This is a genomic window from Hymenobacter metallicola, assembly GCF_004745645.1.
Lineage (GTDB): Bacteria > Bacteroidota > Bacteroidia > Cytophagales > Hymenobacteraceae > Hymenobacter > Hymenobacter metallicola.
Genome location: NZ_SRMB01000001.1, coordinates 577,509 through 593,697, shown reverse-complemented (window position 1 = coordinate 593,697; position 16,189 = coordinate 577,509). Strand labels below are relative to the sequence as shown.

Annotated in this window: 10 protein-coding genes and 1 riboswitch; of the genes, 5 read left to right on the top strand and 5 right to left on the bottom strand. The window is 62.9% G+C overall.

The window, feature by feature from the left end; all coding sequences use genetic code 11:
* Positions 1–23: 23 nt before the first annotated feature.
* The gene (locus E5K02_RS02450; RefSeq protein ID WP_135391726.1) at positions 24–1,247 is read left to right on the top strand and encodes a TIGR03862 family flavoprotein; all 1,224 of its coding nucleotides are present in this window, start codon (positions 24–26) and stop codon (positions 1,245–1,247) included.
* Between the two features lie 32 nt (positions 1,248–1,279).
* Here E5K02_RS02450 and E5K02_RS02445 read toward each other — a convergent pair whose 3' ends face one another.
* Positions 1,280–1,546 (bottom strand): hypothetical protein, encoded by a 267-nt coding sequence (locus tag E5K02_RS02445; protein ID WP_135391724.1) that lies wholly within the window; start codon positions 1,544–1,546, stop codon positions 1,280–1,282.
* A gap of 246 nt (positions 1,547–1,792) precedes the next feature.
* On the opposite strand from E5K02_RS02445, the gene E5K02_RS02440 reads away from it, so the two are divergent.
* Positions 1,793–3,244 carry a diadenylate cyclase gene (locus E5K02_RS02440; protein ID WP_167856259.1) on the top strand — a complete coding sequence of 484 codons (1,452 nt, stop codon included), beginning with the start codon at positions 1,793–1,795 and terminating at the stop codon, positions 3,242–3,244.
* A gap of 187 nt (positions 3,245–3,431) precedes the next feature.
* Here the strand turns inward: E5K02_RS02440 and E5K02_RS02435 are convergent, their stop codons facing one another.
* The gene (locus E5K02_RS02435; protein ID WP_135391720.1) at positions 3,432–4,421 is read right to left on the bottom strand and encodes an aldo/keto reductase; all 990 of its coding nucleotides are present in this window, start codon (positions 4,419–4,421) and stop codon (positions 3,432–3,434) included.
* A 132-nt stretch (positions 4,422–4,553) separates the two neighbouring features.
* Here E5K02_RS02435 and E5K02_RS02430 point away from each other — a divergent pair, with 132 nt between their 5' ends.
* Positions 4,554–5,069 (top strand): DUF4112 domain-containing protein, encoded by a 516-nt coding sequence (locus tag E5K02_RS02430; protein WP_135391718.1) that lies wholly within the window; start codon positions 4,554–4,556, stop codon positions 5,067–5,069.
* Positions 5,070–5,259: 190 nt separating this feature from the next.
* Here E5K02_RS02430 and E5K02_RS02425 read toward each other — a convergent pair whose 3' ends face one another.
* The 3 genes from E5K02_RS02425 to E5K02_RS02415 form a co-directional block, all read right to left on the bottom strand.
* The gene (locus tag E5K02_RS02425) at positions 5,260–7,911 is read right to left on the bottom strand and encodes a M14 family zinc carboxypeptidase (protein ID WP_135391716.1); all 2,652 of its coding nucleotides are present in this window, start codon (positions 7,909–7,911) and stop codon (positions 5,260–5,262) included.
* 46 nt (positions 7,912–7,957) lie between these two features.
* Positions 7,958–9,313, bottom strand: a complete 1,356-nt coding sequence (locus E5K02_RS02420; RefSeq protein ID WP_167856258.1) for a RagB/SusD family nutrient uptake outer membrane protein — start codon at positions 9,311–9,313, stop codon at positions 7,958–7,960.
* A 181-nt stretch (positions 9,314–9,494) separates the two neighbouring features.
* The gene (locus tag E5K02_RS02415) at positions 9,495–12,545 is read right to left on the bottom strand and encodes a SusC/RagA family TonB-linked outer membrane protein (RefSeq protein ID WP_135391712.1); all 3,051 of its coding nucleotides are present in this window, start codon (positions 12,543–12,545) and stop codon (positions 9,495–9,497) included.
* Positions 12,546–13,116: 571 nt separating this feature from the next.
* Positions 13,117–13,208, bottom strand: a riboswitch (SAM riboswitch).
* 346 nt (positions 13,209–13,554) lie between these two features.
* Here E5K02_RS02415 and E5K02_RS02410 point away from each other — a divergent pair.
* Both E5K02_RS02410 and E5K02_RS02405 read left to right on the top strand, forming a co-directional pair.
* Complete coding sequence (locus tag E5K02_RS02410; RefSeq protein ID WP_135391710.1) at positions 13,555–14,871, top strand: APC family permease; 1,317 nt, start codon at positions 13,555–13,557, stop codon at positions 14,869–14,871.
* A 67-nt stretch (positions 14,872–14,938) separates the two neighbouring features.
* Positions 14,939–16,105: an LLM class flavin-dependent oxidoreductase gene (locus E5K02_RS02405; protein ID WP_135391709.1), complete on the top strand. Its 1,167-nt coding sequence runs from the start codon at positions 14,939–14,941 to the stop codon at positions 16,103–16,105.
* Positions 16,106–16,189 lie beyond the last annotated feature (84 nt).

The following is a 16,189-nucleotide window of genomic DNA, read 5'->3' as shown; positions in this document are numbered from 1 at the left end:
GGGCTGTTTAACTCCTATGATCTATGCCGTCCGAAATTGCCGTTATTGGTGGGGGCCCGGCGGGCCTGCTGGCAGCGCAGCGGCTCGCCGAAGCAGGGTATTACGTCACCATTTACGACGCCCAGCCTACCGTGGGCCGCAAGTTTCTGGTAGCCGGCCACGGGGGCTTTAACTTGTCCAATGCCGAGCCCCTGCCCACCTTTGAGCAGCGCTACGGGGACCGGCACGGCCATTTTCGGGATTTTCTAAGTTACTTCTCCCCGACGGCTTTGCGCGACTGGCTGCAGAGCCTGGGCATCAGCACCTTCGTGGGTACCAGCGGCCGGATTTTCCCCACCGACGACTACAAGCCCGCCCACGTGTTACGCGCCTGGCTAAACCGGCTGCACACGCTGGGGGTGCAGATCAAAACCCGGCACCGCTGGCTCGGCTTTGCCCCCAACCAGGGCCTGCAACTGCACGACGAGGCAACAAGCCAGCCCCTCACTATTTACCCGGCCGCCACGGTGTTAGCCCTGGGCGGGGCGAGTTGGACCAAAACCGGCTCGGACGGACAATGGACCACGGCCCTGACCCGGATTGGCATCCGCTGCGTCCCGTTTGGGCCGTCGAACTGCGGGGCGGAAGTGGCGTGGTCTGCTTTTTTCCGGGAAAAAGTAGGCCGGGCCCCGCTTAAGAACATTGCCCTGCAGGGCCAAGGCCAGACGGTGCGCGGGGAGTTGATGCTGACAGAATACGGTCTGGAAGGCACGCCGGTATATGCCCTTACGCCGGGGCTGCGCCGGGTCCTGGCGACCCAGGCCCCGGCCGAGCTGCTCCTGAACCTCAAGCCCGACCTGAGTCCGGAGCAAGTGTACCAGAAACTGCAGGCCCCGCGCAAGGGAAAGTCGCTGGCCGCCTACCTGGAAAAAACCCTGCGCCTGGGGCCCCCGGTGCCTACCCTGCTGCGGGAGCTGGCTCCGCCCGCTGCCGACGCTACGCCCCAGGCCCTGGCCGAGCTTCTGCAGCGCCTCCCGATTCCGGTTTCGGGCTTACGCCCCCTGGAGGAAGCCATTTCCACGGCCGGGGGCGTGGCCTGGGAGGAAGTAAACGAGCACCTGATGCTGCAACGGCGACCCGGGGTGTTTGTGGCGGGCGAGATGCTGGACTGGGAAGCGCCTACGGGTGGCTACCTGCTACAAGGCTGTTTCAGCACCGGAGCCTGGGCCGCCCGGGGCATAGACCTTTGGCTACGGCATCAGCAATAAGCAGCCCGGCGAAAGCCCTATTGCGGCTTCCTTTACTCCTCGTCCTTGATTTTCACCCCGCGGGCTTCGGCCTCATCGGCGGCCAGAATGGCTTTGGCCTCGGCCAGCAGTTGCTCACCGCGGTCCATTTCCTTGCGGTAGAGCAGGGCAAAAAGAAGGAAGAACGATACAATTGGCAGCACGCAGCCCAGCGCAAACCACAGCCAGAACGAGCGGCCGTAGCTGTAGGCGCAATATCCCGTCGTGAGCGGCAGAAAGGATAATGCGCAGAGGAAAGCCAGTATAATATCGATAAACATACCGGGAGCCGTGGGGGCGCTGACAGCGGGTGGATGCGGGTGCTTCGTATTCTAAGGTACGCTTCTGCCCGGCCATTGGCAAGAAGGACAAGGGCTTTTTGTGCTTATCAGAACCAGCCAGGTCCTCAGATGTTAGTAGCAGCCGCCAGAATGTTACGCCGCCCGATTACTACCTTCTGTCCGCTTTTACCGTACCTTCCCCAGTACGCCCCTTTTCTCGCCGTTTGCCCCGCCCCCTGAATGCCCATGTGGGACCATCAAAGCTTATTTCGTGTCACGGCCCAGCTCTTCGCCGATGGCATTTTCAACCTGCTCGACCGGAATCTTAAACCCGAAGTTTTTTTGCTTGGTTTGGCCTCAGCCCGCGAAGCCGACGAACCCCAGGCCGTCGTTATTGAGCCGGCCACGCACCGCTACTCGCCCACCGATTTTGCCCATGTAAAAGCCCAGGCCGCCGCCCTCGAACCCGATGGCCCCCGCGACATGGTGTATCACCTGTACTCCACCGACCAGGACCGCTACGAAAAGCTGCGCTGGTACGATTTGATGCGCCGCTCCACCCTGCACCTGCTCACCGAGCTGACCGAGCAGCGGCAAGAAGACCGAATCAGCTTCTGCTCGTTGCCCGTGAGCTTGCACGGATACTTGGTCGTGGTGGTGCTGCAGCTTTCCAGCGAAGCCTACCACAGCTACTATTCCCTGCCCGCCCAGCAACGCGGCACCCGCCCCCCGTCCTTGCTCAACGCGGCCGTATACGAGTTTTTGCAGGATTGCTCCCGGGCCCTGCGCGAATCGGACACGGATGAGGACCGCCCCGTGCTCGACCGGGACTACAACGAGGTGTTGCGCGCCGCGGGCCGCCGTTTTATGCTGCGCGCCGCCGCCGGCACCCACGGCCTCTACGATGCCTGCAACGGGGTGGCGGCCCTGCGCCACGAGGGCGACGAAGGCGTGGGCACGATGCTCGTCGCGCGTCGCCACCACCCGGCCGTAGTACCCGTACTGACGCTGGAAACGCCGATTCCGCTGCGCGACCACCGCTCGATCCGGAAGTTGCTAGAGCTCAGCGAAGGCCGCACTTCGCTTATCACCGACGCCTCCGATGTTTTCGGCCTGGGCCACGTGGTCGAGCCCAGCGACCCGCACTACGAGCCCCTGTTTACGGTGCATTTCACGAAGCACTACAGCTGGGAGCTCAGCCACGCCGGCCACGTGATGATGAAAGTAGTATCGAACACGCCCCGCCTGCCCCAGGGGCGCGTCGATGCCGAGAATTTTGCGCGGGCTGTGCAGCGCAGCTTCCCCCACGTCGACGAGCCTGGTATTGCCTACCTCTGGGAGCTGACTCAGAATGCCACTAAGCAAACCAATGGCACTATCCTGGTCATTTCGGAAGGCGCGGCCCAGGAAGCGGTGCGCCTTACCCGGCAGTGCTTCCGCGTGACGCCCCGTATTATGACGCCCTCAGTGCTGCGCTTGGTTACCAACATCGACGGGGCCGTACTGATTGACCCCACGGGCGTATGCTACGCCATCGGGGCTATCCTCGACGGCCTGGCCACGGAAAAGGGCGACTCCTCGCGTGGCTCCCGCTTCAACTCGGCCGTGCGTTATGTGGAAAGCAGCCGCTATGCCTGCCTGACTATCGTCGTCAGCGAAGATGGGTTAATTGACCTGCTACCGCCGCTGAAACGATAAGGTCTTGATGGGTATTCCGTCCGCGGAACTGGGCGGAGCTTTCTAACGTGAAAAGCCCTGACGTTAGCAAACGTCAGGGCTTTCTGGTAACAGGATGCTTGGCACTAGCAGCGGACGGATTGCCGCGCTTCGCTCACAATGACAGGCAATAGGAGCCTTTTCTTGTTACGCCCTAATACAGTAATAATTAGCCGTTTACGCTGCGCATCATCTGCTCGGGGTAGCGCTGGCCGGCGGCTACGCCTTTGGGGGCAATTTCGTCGAGCTGGCGGAGTTCTTCCGGGCTGAGCTGGACTTGCAACGCACCCAGGTTTTCTTCGAGGTAGCTGATGCGCTTAGTGCCGGGAATGGGCACGATTTCCTGACCTTGGGCTAACACCCAAGCCAGGGCAAGTTGACTAGCCGAGCAGCCTTTCTGGCCGGCCAGGTCTTTAATGCGGGCTACCAGGTCCAGGTTTTTCTGAAAGTTTTCCCCCTGGAAGCGGGGCGTGTGGCGGCGGTAATCGTCGGGTTCGAGGTCCTCGAACTGCTGGATCTGGCCGGTGAGGAAGCCCCGGCCCAGCGGGCTGTAGGGTACGAAGCCAACGCCCAGCTCCCGTACCGTGGGCAGAATCTCGTCTTCCGGGTCCCGGCTCCAGAGCGAGTACTCGGTTTGCAAAGCCGAAATCGGGTGCACGGCATTGGCCCGGCGCACGGTATCGGCAGCGGCCTCACTCAGGCCCAGGAAGCGCACCTTACCTTCTTCCACGAGGCGGCTCATGGCCCCCACGGTTTCCTCGATGGGCGTGCTGGGGTCGACGCGGTGCTGGTAGTAGAGGTCAATGTAGTCGGTGCCCAGGCGCTTGAGGCTGGCTTCGCAGGCCTGGCGCACGTACTCGGGCCGGCCATTAACGCCGCGCTTGGCCGGGTCGTTGGGGTCGCGCTGAATGCCGAACTTGGTGGCCAGCACAATCTGCTGGCGCCGGCCCTGGAAGGCGCGGCCCACCAGCTCTTCGTTCAGGTAGGGGCCGTACATGTCGGCCGTGTCGAAAAAGGTGACGCCCAGCTCCTGGGCCCGGTGCAGGGTGCGGGTGCTTTCCGCGTCGTCGCGCTGCCCGTAGAAGTCGGACATGCCCATGCAGCCCAGGCCCAGGGCCGAGACGCGCAGGCCCTGCTGGCCTAAATTGCGAGTTTCCATCGTGTGTGTGGTTGTGGTGAAACAGGTTTGAGCAGGTATAACCTACGAGCGGCCGATTTGATTGGCTGCGCGCCACGAATCGGCTTCGCCATTTTGGCTGGCCGTGCGTTAAAGGCTCAAACCCCTACGACTATGGCCGCCCCGACCCAACCCACGATTCCAAACCTTCCCGCCACCTTCGACCAGGACGAGCGGCTGCGCTGGGTGGAGCGCGTAGCCCGCCTGCTCGACAGCCAATTTAAGCTCCCGGGTACTAACTTCCGCTTCGGCCTGGACCCTATCCTGGGCCTACTGCCCGTCGTCGGTGGACTGCCTACCTTGGCCGTATCGGGGGTGCTGGTAATGACGATGATGCGGCACGGGGCCAGCGGGGCCGTGGTGGTGCGCATGGTGCTCAACATTCTGCTCGACACTATCATAGGTGCCATTCCTATCCTGGGCAACATTTTCGACTTCGCCTACAAAAGCAACGACCGGAACGTGGCGTTGTTGCGGGCCCACTACGCCGAGGGCAAGCACCAGGGCAGCGGCCGGGGCCTGCTCACGGTGGTGCTCATCGGCTTCCTGATCTTCCTGGCGGGCCTGATCTGGGGCCTCTGGACGCTGACGGCCTGGCTTTGGCAGTACGGGAGCCAGAACTGGTGGTAAACCTGGGCGGAGGCGGCCAAGGCCGAGACTGAAATAGGGCATCGACCAGATGCAATAACCACTTTACCCCCCATAACGCGTCATGCTGAGCGAAGTCGAAGCATCTCTACCGCCAAAGTAATGTTGATTACTGGCACGGTAGAGATGCTTCGACAGGCTCAGCATGACGTTCTTTTACCTATGCACTGGCCTACTCCTGCTCTTCCTCGGCCGAAATAGCGGCGAGGCCGTCCGGCAAATTCAGCAGCGGCCCCAGCAGCAGGGCGTTGGCAAACAGCCGGGACGTGCCGTGCCAGTAGTGGCGGAAGTTGGGGTCGTCGGCGAAGAGCACGACGCGGCCGGCGCCTACTTTGCTGACCACCACGGCGGCCGAGCTGCTGATCTGCTGCAGGTTAGCTTGCGACACGTAGCCGCTGACCAGGGGTTTGGCCGTGTACTGGGCCACGGTGGCGTAGGGGTTGCGGCTGGGTTTGAGGAAGGTCGTGCCGTTGCGGAACACGTAGAGGCGGCGGCTGGTCAGGCCGAAGCCAATAGGGTTGGAAATGTCGATGTCGGCCGAGTAGATGGAGCCGGCAATGGCGCGGGTGCCCTCCTGCTCCTGCTGCACAAAGTCGGCGCGGCGGGCCAGGGCGGCTTTGCCTTTGGCGCCGGCTGCCGTGGTGTCGGCCCAGCCGCCATTGGCCGGAATCAGCAGCTTTTCCTTGACGATACCCTGCTTGATGGCCCATTCGGAGGCGTTTTTCAGGGTGATGAGCGTGCCGCCGTCCTGCACCCACTGCCGCAGCCGGGCCACGGCGGCTTTGTCGAGGCTGGCGTAGGTGCCGCCCACCAGCACCAGGCTGGAGTAGCGACCCAGCGGAGCCCGGCCGAAATTACCGACCTCAATCCGGCTCAGGGGCACGCCCAGCTGCTGGCTGGCCACAAACCAGGCCTCACCCACTTCCGAGGCGTTGGTACCCTGCCCCACCAGAATAGCGGCCTTGGTTTCGGGCGCCGTGCGCACGTTGTTGGAACCCAGGTCGATACCCTTGGCGCTGAAACCAGTGCCGACGCTGGTAAACGTAACCTGGTTTTGGCGGCTGAGGCGACTTACAATCTGAAACACCGAGTCGGCTGGCAGCTTCTGGGCCGCCACGGGAATGACCAGGGTGCCGTAGCCAAAGTCGGTGGCGCTTTCGGCCGTGCCGGCGCTGAAGGGCTTGAAGCTGATTTTGGCCGTCAGGCCCGCCCGCTGCAGGGCCGTCAGGGTGCGGGGCGCGTTGTAGTCGGACCAGGGCAGCAGGTAGGCGTAGGCGCTTTGACCGCCGCGCACCGTGCCGTTCAAGGTTTTGACGGCCTGCACCGGGGCGCCCTGCACCAGGCTGGTATTTTTTTGCTTCGCCACTTGCAGACCGTAGGCATGGGCCTGACTCCAGCCGGTCACGTCGTAGAACACACTATCGTGAAAGGCCGTCAGCTCTTCAAACAACGAGTTGACGATGCGGTACTGGGGCTGAGCCGTGGGCACCACGTAGGCCTTGCCTTTCTCAAACGGCTGCTTGTCGAGTGTAACGGTTTTGCCCAGCTCGTGCACCTCGATTTTGTGCTGGAGCAGCAGGCTCAGGAACTTGTTGGTCAGCGTCTCGTCCTGGGCGTTGCCGAAGACGTAGGCCTTGGTCGGGAACTTGCGGGCGTCGGTCAGGGCCGAGGCGAAAAACTCGCGCTGGTGCTTCAGGTACAGCTCTTTTTCCTCTACCGCGCCGCGCACCGTGGCCAGGCCGGTAGCTACGTGGTTGCGGATGGTGAAGGGAAACGTGACGACGCCGTTCGAGCCTTCCTGGGCCAAACCCCGGGAGCTGCCCACTTCGAAGGTAATGCCCACGCCGCCCTGAAAATCGGGGTAGGTCGAGCCGTAAATGGGCGAGAGGTTGTCGAACTGTTCCTTGGTCCAGTACAGGGAGCCCAGGTTGTCGAGGGCCTTGGCGAAGTACTTGGCCAGGTGCACGTTGAGCACTTCGTAGGTAGCCCGGGGTATCAGGTCGTTTTCGGTGCTGAAGGGCTTGGAGGGCTCGAAGTAGTAGGTGCCGTTGGTGCCCATTTCGTGAAAGTCGATCATCACGTTGGGGTACCACTCGTGGAAAAATGCCATCCGGGCCCGGCTTTCGGGCTGGGTCAGGGCCAGCCAGTCGCGGTTCAGGTCGGTGTAGAAGTGGTTGGTGCGCCCCCCGGGCCAGGCCTCGGTGTGTTCCCTATCGAGCGGGTCGGTAGGGTTGGGCCACGACTTATTTTGGTCGAACCAGTGCGAGGCCCGGTCGCGGCCGTCGGGGTTTTCCAGCGGGTCAATCGTTATGACCGACTGCTCGAGCCACTGCCGGGTTTCGGGGCTGGTCGAGGCTGTCAGGTAGTAGGCCAGCAGCAAAGCCGCTTCCGACGACGAGCTTTCGTTGCCGTGCACCCCGAAGTTGAGGCTTACCACGACCGGCAGCTTACGGTAGTCGGGCGCGGGCTGTTTGGGGTCGACCAACGCCCGGCGGGCCTGCTGCAGCCCGGCCAGATTCTGCTGGTTCTGGGGCGCGGTGATGGTGGCTACCACCTGGGGCCGCTCCTCAAACGTCGTCCCAATGGTGCGCAGACTCACCTTATCCGACACCCGGTCCAGCTCCCGCAGGTAGGCCACAATCTGGTCGGTGCGGGTGTAGTGCGTGCCGATGGCGTAGCCCAGAAACTGCTCCGGCGTGGGGATATTGGGGTCGAAGGTGCTGGCCGGGGCGGCGGGGAAAAAGTAGCTGTTTTGGGCCGCGGCGGGCACAGTTAGCGCCAGGCCCAAGGTGAGCAAAGCGGCGGAAAAGGATGGTTTCAACATGGGTATAGCGGGCTAAGAAAAGCCAGTTAAGTTGTCAGTATAGAGCCTAGTACCCGGGGTTCTGCTCCAGGCTGCGGTCGGCGACCAGGTCGTTGAAGGGAATCGGGAACAGCCAGCGGCGCTGGTCGGTGACGCCGAGCACGGTGCCAGCCCGGCCCGTACGGACGAGGTCAAACCACCGGTCGGCTTCGAAGGCGAATTCCACGCGCCGCTCGTTTTCGATAGCCAGCAGCAGGGCTTCGGCGGTGGCCGCTTTGCTGGGCTCCACTCCGGCGCGGGCGCGCACGGCGTTCAGGTCATTCAGCGCGTCATTCAGCTTGTTTTGCTTGGCGCGGGCCTCGGCCCGGATGAGGTACTGCTCGGCCAGGCGCAGCACGTAGCTCGGGTCGTCGCGCTGGGCCGAGCGACTGTAGAGGTTGCCGTAGGTTACGCTGCTGCCGTTGATGGTCGTAGAAGCCAGCAGGGCCGCGCGGCTGCCGCCGGTAGTGGGGTCATTGAGCAGGGTAATGGCGGTGGGCAGGGGCTGGAAGTTGAACTGCCCGCCCAGGGCGCTGGGAAACCAGTTGTTCCACATGCTGTTGGCGTCGGAGTTGCTGAACGTCAGCTCCAACACCGATTCCTGGCTCAGAAACGGGGCCGTGGAAATGGCGCGGTAGGGCGTTACGAGGCGGTAGTTGCTGCTGCCAATCACCTGGGTGGCGTAGGTTTCGGCCTCGCTCCACTGCTGGCGGTAGAGGTGCAGGCGGGCGCGCAGGGCCCGGGCGGCGGCTTTTACGGCCCGGTTTCGGGTGGCGGTTTCGGGCAGCAGGCTTTCGGCCTGGGTCAGGTCGGCAAGGACCTGGTCGTAGGTCTGGGCCAGGGTGCTGCGGCCCTGGCCGGCCCCGTTTTCCTTGGTGCGCGTGGGCGTCAGCACCAGGGGCACCCCGCCCCAGCCCCGGCCCAGGTCAAAGTACACTAACGCCCGCAGGAAATAGGCCTCGCCGAGCAGCTGGTTTTTCTCGGCGGCGGGCAGCAGCGGGTCGTTGATGGCGGGCAAAGCGGCCAGCACGTTGTTGGCCCCGTTCACGGCCTGGTACATCTGGGTCCAGGCCTCGGTAATCAGCACGTTGTCGGCGCTGAGCTGGTTCTGGTCGATTTGCAGAAACTGGTTGAGCGTGCCGTTGAAGCGCACATTGTCGCCGGGCAGAAAGCCCAGCACGGGCCAGTTGAGCTGGTAGTAGGCCTGCACCCGGTCGTAGACGCCGATGGTGGCCGAGCGGGCACTGCCGGCGTCGGTAATGGCCTTGTCATCAGCCAGCTGCTGCACCGGCGTGGGTTCGAGCAGGTCATTGCAGGCCGTGATGCTGAGCGTGGAGGCACCGAGCAGAATGGCGAAAAACAGGTGATTAAGCGAGTATTTCATGGAAGTTGAAATCGTTGTGGGGGTAATGGCCGTCATTCTGAGCGCAGTGAAGCAGAGTCGAAGAATCTCACGTGCTGACGTTTCGCCTCACCCCCCGGCCCCCTCTCCGAGGGAGAGGGGGAGCCAAACGAAGCACGCGGGATGCTTCGCGGGGTTCAGCAGGACGGTCTATTAGGCTTTTTTACAAGCCGACCGTGACGCCTACCTGGAAGGTGCGGGGCTGGGGCACGGTGGCCCAGTCGAAGTTTTTGGTGTTGCTCACCCCGCTCTGGGAGTTGACCTCGGGGTCGAGGCCGGAGTAAGGCGTGAGGGTGAACAGGTTAGCGGCCTGCACGTACACCCGCACTGAGTTGAGGCGGGCCTTGGCCAGGGTTTCCTTCGGGATGGTGTAGCCCAGCGTGAGGGTGCGCAGGCGCAGGAAGGAGCCGTCTTCGAGGTACCGGTCACTGAGGTTTTGCACCACGCCGCCGTAGTTGTTGCTGGCCGGGTTGGTCGTTAGGCGCGGAATGTCGGTCTGGTCGCCGGGCTGCTGCCACCGGTCGAGCTGCTCGCGCAGGTAGCCGATGTTGCTCTGGGTGCCGCCGTGCACGAGGAAGAAGCGGTTCATGTTCATGATTTTGGCGCCCTGCTCGAAGTTGAGCGAAAAGCCAAAGTCCACTCCTTTATAAGTAACCGAGTTGGTCAGGCCCCCGAAGTAGTCGGGCCAGGCATTGCCCACTAGCTTCCGGTCGGCCACCGTGAGCTGTCCGTCGCCGTTCACATCTTCGTACTGGGCGTCGCCGGTTTCGGGGTTGACGCCGGTTTGGTGGTAGAGCCAAAACGAGTAGAGCGGCGCCCCTTCTTCGAGGCGGAAAATGTCGCGGGAGCCAGTAGTAATGGGCGCGGCCAGCTTCTGAATCTTGTTCACGTTGCGGGCCAGGTTCACCGTTGTGCTCCACTGCAGGGGGCCTTTCGCCAGCCAGTTCACCGTGGCCTGGGCCTCGAAGCCCTTGTTGCTGACGGCCCCGTAGTTTTCGACCACCGAGGCAAAGCCGGTTTTGCGCGGCACGGGCACGTTTAGCAGCAGGCCCGAGGTGTACTTATCGTAATAATTGAGCTCCAGCAAGAGGCGGTTGTCGAGCACGGCCGCGTCGAGGCCCACGTTCCACTGCCGGGTGCTTTCCCAGCTCAGGTTGGGGTTGGCCAGTTGCAGCGGGGCCGTGCCGGGCAGGTCGAGGTAATTGGCCCCACCCTGCACCAGACCCAGGGCGGCAAAGTCGCTGATGCCGGCCTGGTTGCCGGTTTTGCCGATGCTGGCCCGCAGCTTGAGCTCCTGAAACACGTTGAGGTTCTGGATAAAGCTTTCTTCGCCCAGGCGCCAGCCCAGCCCCACGGCCGGGAAGTAGCCCCAGCGGTTGGCCCGCCCGAAGCGCGACGAGGCATCGGCCCGCACGCTCACATCGGCGGTGTAGCGGCTTTTATAGGAGTAGGTCGCCTTGCCGAAAAACGACACCAGCCCGGCCTGGGAGCGGGACGAGGAGCCGGTTTGCGTAGCGGCCGAGGCTATGGTGGTCAGGTCGTTGCCGGGAAACTGCTGGCCCAGCAGGCTGGTGCGCTGGAAGGTGTTGCGCTGCAGCGTATTGCCCACCAACGCCTGCAACGAGTGGTTTTCGCCCAGCTCCACGTTATAATTCAGGGTCTGCTCGTTGAGCAGGGTGATGTCGCGGGAGAGGTAGGACGAGGCCGTGCCCCGGGGCTGGCCGGCCAGGATGAGGGTGTTGTTGAAGTTGTTTTCGTACATGTCGTTGAAGTCGATGCTCCAACTGCTGCGCAACGTCAGGTTTTTCAGGAAACGGTACTCCCCGTAGACGTTGGGAATGATGCGGGTGCCCACCGCGTCGTTGTTGAGGTTGTCAATCAGGGCCTGGTGGTTGTCGAAGGAGCCGTACTTGGCGTAGGTGCCGTCGGGGTTATACACCGGCAAATTCGTGCGCGGAAACAAGGCCGAGTTGATGACGCCCACCGGGTTGTTGTCGTTGCTGCTCACGTTGCGGTGGGTGCGGGCCAGAGCCGTGCTGGTGCCGATGCGCAGCTTGTCGGTCACGGAATTGTCGAGGTTGACGCGCAGCGAAAACCGGTCGAAGGCGCTGGGCCTCGCAATGGACTCCTGCTGGAAATACCCCGCCCCGATGTAGAACTGGGTTTTCTCCGAGCCCCCCGCGGCTGATAGTTCGTAGCTCTGGGTCTGGGCCGTGCGAAACACGTCCGAAAGCCGGTCGTAAGTTGGCTGCTCCTCGGGCAAGCCTCGCCCGCCGGAGGCCACGGAGCGGTAAGGCAATTGCGCCGGGTTGCCCCCGTCGTTCAAAAACCGCTCATTTTCCAGCTCGGCCAGCTCGGGCCCGGTCACCAGATCGTACTGCCGGGCCGCTTTCGACCAGCCGTGGTAGGTGTTGAAGGTAATGCGGGTTTTGTCGCCGGCCTTGCCGCGCTTGGTCGTAATCAGCACCACGCCGTTGGCCCCGCGGGAGCCGTAAATGGCCGTGGCGTTGGCGTCCTTCAGAATTTCGATGCTCTCAATGTCCTGGGGGTTCAAATCGGCCAGCGGGTTTGACGACACCTGATTGCCTAGGCCGGTGGCAATGAGGTTGGTGTTGTTGATGAACACCCCATCGACGACGTAGAGCGGGTCGTTGCTGGCATTGACCGAGTTGCTCCCGCGGATGCGGATGAAAATGCCCCCGCCGGGCACGCCCGAGTTGGCCGACACCTGCACGCCCGGCGCCTTGCCCTGCAACAGCTGGTCGGGGCTGGCGGCCGGAATATCCTTCAGCGCGTCGCCCTTCACGGAGCTAATGGCGCTGGTCAGGGTCTTGCGGTTTTGCTCGCTGTAGCCCGTCACGACCACTTCCGAAAGCTGCTTAACGTCGGCTTTCAATCGAATACGCACCGCCCCGCTCGTTGCGGCTACGGTCTGGCTTTCGTAGCCTACGGCACTAATGACTAGCGTATTACTACCCGTCGGCAGGCTCAGCGTGAATTGTCCGCTGGGGTCGGTAGAGGCGCCCACGGTGGTACCTTTCACCACGACCGTCACGCCGGGCAAGGGGCTGCCGTCGGCCGCGTCGGTAATGGTACCGGTAATGGGTTGCGCGGCGGTTTGAGCTGACGGGGCTGTTTGGGCCCAGGCCGGGCTGGCCACGCACACGATGCCAGCCAAGGCGGCCGGCACCGCCAGAAGAGTAGAGGATTTCATAGAAAAAGTTGGCTACCTGTGGAGCAAAAGCTCCCGGCCAATCCTCCCTTGTTTTGACTTTCCCTCACCTGTAACTACAGCAAGACAGGCAGTTACCTGCCAGGCCCAGCGTACTAGAAAGGCCGCAGCTTGCCCAGCGTAACGGTGCCAGCAGCGCCGAACGGGAAGAATAATGTCAGCAAACGGGGACTTCTCTGCTTGGGTCCGACTTGTGCACAGGCGGGCCTACGTCAGCCACCACCGCGGCCGAAATAGAACTATGAGCAGAAAAAGCTGATTGGCCAGAAAGAAAATCTGGGGATTCCGGCCGCCGAACCATACGGAACGGCCACGGCCTGACCCGCCCGGCGCAGACGCGGCCTAAGCGGGGGTGTAGCCGACGAAGGTGCTAGCTTCAGCGGCTACGCGAGCAAACAAGAAGGAAAACGAGGAAGTACCTGATCCTTAGCAGCTCTAGCCTAGCGCGGGCATACAGACCGCGCAACACAGCATGCCGCAACAGCCAAAAAACTGGGCGGTGCGTGGGGCAAGATGGGCGAGGGAGCTGGTGAAGGCTTTCACGGCGTTGTTGTTTTTATATGGTCAGGACTTGGCACCGTTCCGGATGTTCCGGGGGTTGTCGGCGTTTCATAGAGCCTGTCTCTCCACGCCTCTGTATAAAAACAATCCTTTGATGGGTAAAAGAATTGATGCTCCAAAGGTAAAGCGGCGGAATTCAGAAACGCAAATATTATTTTTTGACTGAGTAAAATCCTGAGTTGGCCGGGCCGGGCTCGGCGAGCCGAAAAACTTGCACTGCGGACCGCGCTGTCTATATTTGCCCCTGCCCGGCCTAGCTGCTCACTCGAAAAAACGGGTAGGTCAGGTCGCCGGATTTTCCTGCTTTTCTACCCGCATGCACCCCGTAAAGCCCATCGAAAACCGCTGTTGTTGTTGCCCCGCAACTACCTGACTTCCGCGTCGTGGGGGCCGTGCGTGCCGCCCGTTTTCGTTGCTTTTCGCTTTTTGCATGACCTCCCCTTCCGTTGCCGCCCCGCGGCCCGACCTCGTGCGGGGCATCCGCCGCTGGGACTTCGTGGCCCTGATTATCAACATCACCATCGGGGCCGGTATCCTGGGCTTGCCGGCCAAAATTTACGCCTTGGTCGGGGCCTACAGCCTAGTGGCCTACGTGGCTGCCGCGGCCATCGTCACGCTGATTATTCTCTGCTTTGCTGAGGTCAGCAGCCGCTTCAGCGGGGCCGGTGGGCCCTACCTCTACGCCCGCGAAGCCTTCGGGCCCCTGGTCGGTTTTGAGGTCGGCTGGCTGTTGTGGGTGTCGCGCCTGGCCAGCTTCGCCGCGCTCTGCAATTTGTTCGTGGACTACGCCGCCTACTTCTGGCCCGCCGTGGGCGCGGGCCTCGGCCGGGCCGGGCTCATGGCCGGGCTGATTACGGCCCTGACGCTGCTGAACCTGGTGGGCGTGCGGCAGGCTTCGCGGGCCAATAACGTGTTTACCATCAGCAAGGTCCTGGTGCTGGTAGTGTTTACCGTGGTGGGCTTGTTTTTCGTGGATTGGCGGGCATTTTCCTTTGCCGTGGCGCCTACCTACACCGGGTTTTCCAGCGCCGTGCTGCTGCTGATTTTCACCTTCTCGGGCTTCGACGTGGCTGCCATTCCGGCCGCCGAAATCCAGCAGCCCCAGCGCAACGTGCCCTTTGCCCTGTTCACGGCCATCGGCACCGTAGCCGTGCTGTTTCTGCTGGTGCAGGTGGTCTGCATCGGCACCCTGCCCAACCTGGCGTCCTCGGAGCGGCCCCTGGCCAGCGCCACCCAGCAGTTTCTGGGCCCCATCGGAGCGGCTTTCGTGGCGGCAGCGGCCATGCTCACGGCCCTGGGCACGCTCAACGCCCTGATGCTCACGGGCCCTCGCCTGCTGTTTGCCCTGGCCGAACAGGGCCAGATTCCGGCCTTTTTCGGCGCCACCCACCCGCGCTTTCGCACGCCCTACGTGGCCATTCTAGTGTCGGCGGTACTGAAGCTGGTGCTGGCCATTTCCGGCACGTTTATCTACGCCCTGACGCTGAGCACGATTATTCGCCTGGCTTACTTTGCCCTAACTTGCGCCGCCTTGCCGGTGCTGCGCCGGCGCCACCCCGAGCGGCCGGCCCCGTTTCGGGTGCTGGGCGGCACGGTCGTGGCGGCATTGTGCGTAGCCTTGTGTTTGTGGCTGCTCTCCAACAGCGCGGCCAACGAGGCGCGGGATGTGGCCATTGTGGCGGCGGCGGGTCTGGTGCTGTACTTTCTTTCCAAGCAGCGCGGCAGTACTGGGCCGCGTCAGTTGTAGCCTGGTTACCTCTTCGGCTGATTCTTACTCCGTCCTTATCCGGTTTTGCCGGACCTGACTCTTTCCGATGCTCTCCACTCCCATTTCCTCCGTCGCCATCCGCACCCCGCAGCGGGTGGCCGAAGTCTCCTGGTTCGACGACCTCTGCGGCGGCGACACCCAGTACCTGAGCGTACTCGACGGGGCTTACCGCAGCTCCTGGGCCCACTGCCGCGACATCGTGCTCCGGTCCGAGGAGCTGGGCTACTCCAACATCCTGTTGCCCACTTCCTACACCGTAGGCCAGGACGTGATGACCTTTGCCGCCGGCATTGCCCCCCAGACCTCGCGCATCAACCTGCTCACGGCCATCCGGACCGGGGAAATTCACCCGCCCATGCTGGCCCGGGCCCTGGCCTCGCTCGACCACATGCTGGAGGGCCGGCTGACCATCAACATCATCAACTCCGACTTGCCCGGCCTGCGCGAGGTGCCCGAGCTGCGCTACCAGCGTTGCGCCGAAACCATCGAAATCCTGCGCCAGGCCTGGACCCAGGAGCGCATCGTGCACAAGGGCGAATTGTACCAGTTCGACATGCCCGCCGACCCGGCCAAGCCCTACCAGCAGAACGGCGGGCCCCTGCTCTACTTCGGCGGCACGTCGGAAGGCGCCCGGGCCGTGTGCGCCCAGTACTGCGACATGTTTTTGATGTGGCCCGAAACCGAGGAAATGCTCTACGACACGATGCAGGACCTCAGCGCGAGGGCCGCCGCCCACGGCCGCCAGATCGACTTCGGCTTGCGCATCCACGTCATCGTGCGCGAAACCGAGGACGAGGCCCGGGCCTACGCCAAAAAGCTCATGTCCAAGTTTGACCCTGTGAAAGGCGCCGAAATCAAGAGCCGGGCCCAGGATTCGTGGTCCTTGGGCGTGCACCGCCAGAACCAGCTGCGCGAGCACGCCGACATGGAAGGCTTCGTCGAACCCCTGCTCTGGACCGACATCGGCAAGGCCCGCTCCGGGGCCGGCGGGGCGCTGGTGGGCAACCCCGACCAGATTGTCGAAAAGCTGAACCGCTACCTGGACATGGGTTTCCGGGCCTTTATCTTCTCGGGCTACCCCTTGCTGGGCGAGGCCGACTACTTCGCCCGCTACGTGCTGCCCCGCCTGCCCAACGTCTCCATGCCCCACTTCCAGGGCCGCGTGCCGCGCGAAACGCCCGTGACGCCGCTGACGACCGCGCCGCTGCGGTAGTACTAGTAGCTGGCCCAATCAGCACGTCATGCTGAGCTTGTCGAAGCATCTCTACTGCAACGCTATTCAATTGGCAATGCAACG

What these genes read in the sequence shown, in the direction of transcription:
- E5K02_RS02415 (WP_135391712.1), bottom strand. Translation starts at nt 12,545, where the DNA reads ATGAAATCCTCTACTCTTCTGGCGGTGCCGGCCGCCTTGGCTGGCATC.
- E5K02_RS02405 (WP_135391709.1), top strand. Translation starts at nt 14,939, where the DNA reads ATGCTCTCCACTCCCATTTCCTCCGTCGCCATCCGCACCCCGCAGCGG.
- E5K02_RS02450 (WP_135391726.1), top strand. Translation starts at nt 24, where the DNA reads ATGCCGTCCGAAATTGCCGTTATTGGTGGGGGCCCGGCGGGCCTGCTG.
- E5K02_RS02430 (WP_135391718.1), top strand. Translation starts at nt 4,554, where the DNA reads ATGGCCGCCCCGACCCAACCCACGATTCCAAACCTTCCCGCCACCTTC.
- E5K02_RS02435 (WP_135391720.1), bottom strand. Translation starts at nt 4,421, where the DNA reads ATGGAAACTCGCAATTTAGGCCAGCAGGGCCTGCGCGTCTCGGCCCTG.
- E5K02_RS02420 (WP_167856258.1), bottom strand. Translation starts at nt 9,313, where the DNA reads ATGAAATACTCGCTTAATCACCTGTTTTTCGCCATTCTGCTCGGTGCC.
- E5K02_RS02410 (WP_135391710.1), top strand. Translation starts at nt 13,555, where the DNA reads ATGACCTCCCCTTCCGTTGCCGCCCCGCGGCCCGACCTCGTGCGGGGC.
- E5K02_RS02440 (WP_167856259.1), top strand. Translation starts at nt 1,793, where the DNA reads ATGTGGGACCATCAAAGCTTATTTCGTGTCACGGCCCAGCTCTTCGCC.
- E5K02_RS02425 (WP_135391716.1), bottom strand. Translation starts at nt 7,911, where the DNA reads ATGTTGAAACCATCCTTTTCCGCCGCTTTGCTCACCTTGGGCCTGGCG.
- E5K02_RS02445 (WP_135391724.1), bottom strand. Translation starts at nt 1,546, where the DNA reads ATGTTTATCGATATTATACTGGCTTTCCTCTGCGCATTATCCTTTCTG.